Here is a 7561-nt window from a genome sequence, read left to right on the forward strand (position 1 = left end):
AAGAAGAGATCGCTCAAACCGGATTCGACCCCAACCGCTAACGTTGGTAACGAATCCAAGACGATGACAAAACGAAAAACGCCGGACGGCAACGTCCGGCGTTTTTTTATGTTTGCACAACAACGTTTTCTCTGTCGTTTGCGAATCTAACCCACAACCGGGTTGTCTGCTGCTTCTTTACTACGTCTTAATCTTTATCTTACTCGTAATCTTAATCAGTCCATGTGGCCTCCGGCCCAGTGGTGATTTGTTCTGACGCACGGCTTGCGACTGCATGAGGTTAAAAGATGGAGGGTTAGATAATGGGGATGCACGAATGCTCCGTCGTGGTCGCCAGCCTCTGCGGCTTCTTCATCTTCCTGTCACCCATTTTCCTGTATACCATTGTGCGTGGGTCAAAAAGATGTCTTTCGGTCTGCTTGCCGCTTTAGCCAACGCGGTGAAACGTCTTCTCGTAGCTACCTTCGCCAGAAGGTGGTGAATCGCATTTGTGCGGCAATCATCCACGCTCGGGCCTCGATCGATCGTATGTCATAACGCAGAATGAGAAAGGCCTTTCTAATCAACACCCCGAGAACCATCGACATGAATCTGCGTCTCTTGCTGTTTCCCTTACTATTGCTTGCCACCGGAGCCCCATTCGCCTTCACCCGAGAATGGACGGATGCAACGGGCAAGTACAAGGTCGAAGCGGAGTTTGACGGTGTGGTCATGGAAAAGGTGCGGCTAGTGAAGCCGGACGGCAGCATTCTTGCGGTTCCCTTGGAACGCCTCAGCGAGCGCGACCAGGAGTATATTCGGTCGCTCGCAGAGACAAGTGGCAATGGAAAACCGCGCTCCCAAAACAACCAAACGGGACCGAAGCAGGATGCCGGTGCCATTGCGCCGGCAAAGAGCTCGCAGAATCAGGTTCCCGAAATCCATCTGGTGCTGTTCGTTGCTGCGGGGTTGGATCCTCCCGCGGATGCCGAGTCGAAAATGGTTGCGGCCGCCGAGTACACCGAGACCTTCTTCGTGAAGTGGATGAAACACTGGGGATATCCACCGGCCCGAGAGCAGATTTTCCCCCGCGATGACCGCGGCCGCATCCGGGTCCTTCGCATCCATGGCTCCAAGCCTCCTGGGCAGTACACGAAAGCGTTCGAACTCATGCAAGAGCTTTGGCCGAAGGCGCACGCGCAGTACGGGCTACCACGCAACAATCCTCTGTGGTGGGTTTATGTGTACAAGGGAGATCCGCCGACGCGGTTCAACGAATACCGCGGTTCGGGCGACATACGCCGTGGCGGATGGGCAGTCGTTAACTACGAAAACCGACCAGGTGAAATTTCTTTCGATCAAGAGATGGCGGAGGGCTTTCTCCACGATTTCACACTCAAGGGTTGCGTCCATGAACTCGGGCACGCCTTTGGCTTGTTCCACACTGGCCCCATCATCGCCGATCGGCTTGGCAACACGTTGATGGGGCCTCGAACGGACCCGTTTCGCGCAGCCGTGCGGAGCAAACTCGATCACGACCGCGTCTATCTCTGCGAAGCTGAAGCGGCGATGCTGTGGAAGCACTTTGTGTTTTCGGGCACAGTCCAAGACCGCCGAGTCGTCCCTTCCGCCAAAGTCCAACAATATCGTGCTCGCTACGATCGATCTCGCAACGAGATCGTTGTTTCCGGGACATTGGTATCCAACCACAAGGCTCATAGTGTCGTCCTCGTGGATGAATCGTCACCACGCCAGGTGAACTACTGGGCAAAAACTTACGCCGCTCGAATCGAACCGACAGGAGAATTCCAGGTTCGCGTCCGGGAACCGTCCCCTGCCGCAGGCACATTTCGTCTTATGTTCTGCTTCGAAAACGGCGCGATCACGGGCGATGGCAAAACGAGTAATCCGACGAACGCGTTCGAAAAAACGTACACCAAACTCGGTAACGATTACCAATTCGAGCCATAGACGGCGACGGATTCGCCAAAACGCCGGGCGAAGACAGAACAGTTGAACCGGAGGCAAGTAACTATCAATAACGAGCAGCGTTTGACAGCGTTTGCGATGATCAACCCAACGTTGGGCAGGAAAATGTCATGTCCCAAGATCCGAGGTGTCATCTCGCCAGCGAATTGGTCTTGAGCTGATTTGTCCCGACGAACGGGATTGCGTTCGATGAGGTTAAAAGATGAAGGGTTAGAAAATGAGGACGCACGCATGCTCCGTCGTAGTCGCCAGACCCCTACGGCATGCTCATCTTCCTGTCACCCATTTTCCTGTATACCCTTTTACGCGGGTCAGAAAAGTTGTTCCTCGGCTCACGCCCGAGGCTACATCCTTTTGCCACTTCGTGGTGGTCAAAATGTCGTGCAAACTTCGAATCGCGATCTTCGATTTAGCGTAGCGGAATTCACCAAGTCTTTCGTCCGGCTGACGCACGCTCCACGAATCTCTCGACGCGTTTCGCTAGCAGAAAATGCTTCACCGCATTGCATCTTGTTGCTTCATGGGCGGCGGCCGACAGCGTGTTGCCAGCCCCCAAAGCCCCCATCGATGAGTGACGATCGTCGCGATGTGAGGACCATGATGGTTGTCGCTACGCGAAATCTGCCGTTTCGCGATTCCGGTCATTCGGGTTGTGCGGTGTATAGGAATGTACGTCTGTGAAGTTCACCACATCGGATTGGCTCGCCGATCATACTTTCGTCGGTGATTCTACCGATTGCCTCTAGGAGGGAGGTGCATACATCAAGGAAGGCACACAACATGACGATTCGCTGCACCGCTAGCCTCTTGCTGGCCTGTTTCATTCTCTACGCACAGACACACGAGTCGCATGCCCAGGACTATGAACGCTACAAACCGTTAACGATTCCCTCGCAACCGGCACAACAAACGATCCAGCCGGACAAGCTACCGACAGTGGAGGGGAGTGACCGCGAATTGATCGAATCGCTCGATGCAGTCCTCTTTTTGGACCACAACGACAAAGTCCAAGCGGAAGAAGCCAACGCAGATCTAACCGGAATCCACTACGACTTTGATTCGCAGCACTCGCTGATCTATAGCCAAGGTCTGACACAGATCGTCGATCGCTACCTTGGTAGCCCCGTGACACTGCGGAAACTCAATCAGCTTTCTCGCGACATCATTCTGTACTATCGTCGCTGCGGCCAACCCGTTGTCGATGTGATCATTCCAGAACAGAAGATCACCGGTGGCACGGTGCAATTGGTTGTCATCGAATCGCGGATCGGCAGTGTCCGAGTGGAGGGCGGTTGCTATTTTAACCCCTGTGACGTGGCCGAGTGGATCGAGTGCACGCGACGCGGTTCTCGAATCCGTGAGTCCGCGATCGCCAACGATCTGTTCTGGTTGAATCAGAATCCCTTCCGAAAAGTCGATGTCGATTTGCGGCCCGGCACTGCCGAAGGAACAACAGACGTCGTTTTTGAGTTGACCGATGTCTGCCCCATCAACGCGTATGTGGGTTATGAAGATACCGGGGTGCGTCCGTTGATGCTCGAACGGCTTTACACAGGTCTGCTGTGGGGGAATGCATTTGGACGCGATGCCACGTTGAGCTACCAATACACCGCCGACGCGGACTTTTCGCATCTGCATGCCCACGCCGTCTCCTACTCCGAAGCGATCGATCGACAGTGGAGTTTCCAGACGTACGGCAGTTGGGCGCAGGTGGCACCGGAGCTGGGCATTGGCCTGTCACAAGATGGTGAAAGTTGGCAAGCAGGGCTCGGATTGACTCGCCACCTCATCAAGAACCAATACCAAGACATCAGTGGCTCACTCGGATTCGATTTCAAATCGACCAATAACAACTTGGAATTTGGCGGCGTGAACGTGCAAGACTCAAACGCGGATTTGGCACAGATTCGCTTGGGACTTCGCAGCGTCAAACGGATGAGAGACCGCCAATACTCGCTATGGTCGATCGACACGTTCGTGGGCCCTGGCGGAGGGTTCACGTCGGCTGCTAACACGGCCGCAATGAATACCATTCGTACCGGCACCTCGCCCGATTACATCTACGCTCGCGGAAGGATGGAACGTTTGTGGGATCTGCCCAGTGGATGGGATTTTGTTGCCCGCGGGGTTGGTCAAATCACATCCGAGCGACTGCTATTCAGCGAAACACTCGGCTTCGGGGGATTCGATTCGGTGCGTGGATACGATCAACGAGTTTTCTCAGGCGATTCAGGCTGGATCACCAACTTCGAGCTCGGGCCAGAGCCATGGCGTTGGGGATACGGTGAGCAATGTCACACGCTGCGGGCCTATGGATTGTTGGATGCCGGTGGTGCCTACATCGAAGATCCCGTCGCTGGCGAAACGGCAGATGAGTTCTTGATCAGCATGGGTGCGGGTCTACGATTGCAATTGGGCGACCGCGGCAATCTGAGGATTGACTACGCCCACGGTTTTGAACCGGTCGACGGGGCAGTCAGTCGAGACCGCATCCATATCGGATTCGTCTCGCTGTTCGGCCCCCGTCCGTAACCTCACTCGGTTCCTGAGAGACGCCTCACTTATTCGTCCAATTCGTCGGCAATCACAATCTCGGCCGCCGGATAGCGGATGATGATCGAATTCATCTCCAGCAAACTTCCAATGGTGCGGAAGTAATCTTGGTAACGAGTGAATCGATCGTAGGTTAATTGACCGCCCCAATTATTCACCACACCGGGGTAGATCAGTCCTAGGCTCGGGTCGTCAAGAAAATGTACGAGCTTCAGCTCCGCAGCTTGGTAACCCGAGGCGGTTGTTGCGTCGAGGCTGTCAAACATCACATCGGTGGCGTCAACCAATGTCGGACTTCCCGTTTCAAAAAGGCCACCGTTTCGCAGTTCGACGTAGTTTCCATTCTGGGACGTAAAGTGGGTGTCCGACAACGTATTCGCACGGAGCGATAAACCGGAACCGTCGAATACAATCCCATTGTCCGCAGCCGATGCACCTCCGTGGACCATCAAGCCACCTTGCAAATCAACCTCCAGCGAGCTGGCCGCATTGCGGTTAACAAACATCAACCCCGTGTCATGGGCTGCCGAGATTGTCGTATTGCCAATCTGTACTTGACCCTCAAAAACTCCCGCCGCCAACTGAGAGGCGACGATTCCAAACTCACCACCGATGATCTGGTTGGCATCGATCACGATGGCTTGAGTGCTGCCCAGGTTGTTGAGTGAAATGCCGGTTCCCGCAGCTCCCGTCAACGTGATCGAGTTTGCGGCGATGACAACCGAGGCATCGTCGACAATCGAGCTGGCGGTCGTTTGGGCAATCCCGCTGCCGTCGACATGAATGGTATTGTCGCTGATCCGCAAGTCGGTTGTTCCCTCAATCACAGCGGCCAATGCCACACCATCACGAAGGGCTTGGATGGCGTTGCCCTCGATTCGCACCGAACTGTTGGTGAGGTCGTCCACAAAACGAATCGCATCGTCATTGTTACTAATGATCGATGAGTTATTCACGATGGCGACTTCGGCACCATTGTTGACCGCCCCTTCGAACTCGATGCCGTTGAGAGAGTTGCCCGTGATTGAAGCATTGTTGGCGATCGTGAACGCACCGCCATTTACATTTTCAATGTCAATGCCATCGTCATCGCCGACGATCAATCCATTCCCTTCGGCGGCGGTATCACCACCAATCGTGATTGTCGCGTTGCTCAGGCCTGCATTGAATAGGATCCCATCGATGCCGAGGCCGCGAATCTCGTCGTTCCGCGAGATCGTCACGCTGGCGTCGGTTATCGAAGCTGGCCCACCAGTGCCGGCACTGGCAAAGTTAATCCCACGATCGAGACCGCGAATGAGCGTGTTGTCGTCGATCAGGATGTTGGTCGTCGCGCCGGTAATCACGCCACGAAAGGCAATGCCGTCACCAAGGTTGTCTTCTCCGCTAGCGGTGCCCAGTCCTTCGACTCGCGAGTTGCCTGCGATGCGGACCGTGCTACCACCTCCAATGGCGTCATTAAATTCGAGACCATCATCCGCACCCTCGATCGTGTTCCCGCGGATCGTGATATCGCTGCCGGTCAGCGATGACGAGAAGCGTAGCCCATCATCTCCACCGGAAATAGAACTATCCTCAACGAGAATCGTGTCACCCGAGTCCAGCGCGGCGTTAAAGTCGACGCCGTGTGACGCTATATTGTTCGTGGAAATGGTTGAGATCGTCGTCAAGCCGTCGATAGCACGGGCCACGACGCCATGTTGCAGATCGGCAAAGCTGCTGTTCTGAACCGTCGTTCCCAATGCGTCGCTAAGGCCGGTTGCCCCCAATTCGACGCCGATGTTGTTACCACTACTCGAAAGCGAGTCGAAGGCAAATCCGTCGATGGTCACGCCGCTGACGTCGCCTCCGCCAGAAGTGCCGGAAATGGCCGCGACGTGGAAGCCATTGTTGACGTCACCGTTATTGGCAAAGGCATCGACAGCGTTGGTATCGATGATCGTCGTGGCCCCCGATCCGACCAAGCTCAGGTTGTTAACCCAGAGTTCGACCGAACCGCCGAAGGTGCCAGCAGCAACCGCCACCGTTTGCGGCCCCGCCATCGCACCTGCAGCATTGACCGCCGTTTGAATGCTTTCGCCTTCGACCACAAACAGCGACGCGATATCGATCAAACCCAATGACTTGTCATCGGGATAGTGAGTGACTCGATCCTCCGCCGCCAACAATTGCGGCAAAGTCATATCGCTGCCGAGCATACCGTCGAAGGAGACCGAGTGGGCATCAATCAGAGTAGGACTTCCTGGTAAGAACTCGGCGCCGTTGGCGAGTGTAATGTAGTCGCCAGTCTGGCTGGAAAACGCGAGGTTGCCCAGCCAGTCGCCTAGGATGTCGATACCGCTGCCGGAGAGTCGCAATCCGGTCGCACCGCCGGTGATGGTCGCTGCACCGGCAAAGTCGATGTCGACACCTGCATTGCCAGCGTCGGTCAGGACTTCGACCACCGTGCTGCCGTTGCCGCCGACGAAGGCGGCAGCACCGACGTTGAGTCGTCCGTCGGTACCCGCGACCCCGGTATTGTCCACCAACAACGCTCCGTCGTTGCCGTCGTAAGTGCCATCCGTGATCGCCAGCGTGGAGGGCGACTGCAAATCGTCGACCTGGATTGCTTGTCCGCTGGCGAAAACTTGATTACTGCCACCCAGGGTTACCGTCGAGGAATCGAGGATGCCTCCGGCAAACCGGATGCCATCCTGGCCGACACGGTTTCCGCTACTGCCGATGGTATTGCCACTGATGACAAACTCGCTATCACCCTGCACCATGGCCTCCACGTTGATGCCGCTACCGTTGGCACTGCCGCTAATAACATTTCCGCCAACGGCTACGGTCGTCTGATCGATCGTCACGTTGTTCGCACTGCCGATATTCACAGTCACATCGGTAATGCGATTGACTAGACTCGACGGAGTGGTGGCGCCGAACCGGATCGCATCACCCGCGGTGTTCGCAAAGGAATTGCCAGAAATCGTGACGACGGCGTTGTCGACCGCGTCACGGAAATCCACCCCGCTGCCTCCGCTGCTGAAATCGCCGTTGT

The 7561-nt window shown here is 55.6% G+C and carries 3 protein-coding genes; 2 read left to right on the forward strand and 1 reads right to left on the reverse strand.

Annotation, left to right across the window (positions count from 1 at the left end):
• Nucleotides 1–585: 585 nt before the first annotated feature.
• Nucleotides 586–1950: an SHD1 domain-containing protein gene (locus ABX962_RS24530; RefSeq protein WP_372723197.1), complete on the forward strand. Its 1365-nt coding sequence runs from the start codon at nt 586–588 to the stop codon at nt 1948–1950.
• A gap of 798 nt (nt 1951–2748) precedes the next feature.
• Nucleotides 2749–4500, forward strand: coding sequence for a ShlB/FhaC/HecB family hemolysin secretion/activation protein (locus tag ABX962_RS24535; protein WP_372723199.1), 1752 nt, complete (start codon nt 2749–2751; stop codon nt 4498–4500).
• 29 nt (nt 4501–4529) lie between these two features.
• Here ABX962_RS24535 and ABX962_RS24540 read toward each other — a convergent pair.
• Nucleotides 4530–7561, reverse strand: a 3032-nt coding sequence (locus ABX962_RS24540; protein ID WP_372723201.1) for a beta strand repeat-containing protein, incomplete at its 5' end; no start/stop codon positions are given.

It is taken from the genome of Novipirellula sp. (genome assembly GCF_041583735.1).
Classification (GTDB): domain Bacteria; phylum Planctomycetota; class Planctomycetia; order Pirellulales; family Pirellulaceae; genus Novipirellula.

Coding starts and splice junctions, on each gene's coding strand:
- ABX962_RS24530 (WP_372723197.1), top strand. CDS start 586: ATGAATCTGCGTCTCTTGCTGTTTCCCTTACTATTGCTTGCCACCGGA.
- ABX962_RS24535 (WP_372723199.1), top strand. CDS start 2,749: ATGACGATTCGCTGCACCGCTAGCCTCTTGCTGGCCTGTTTCATTCTC.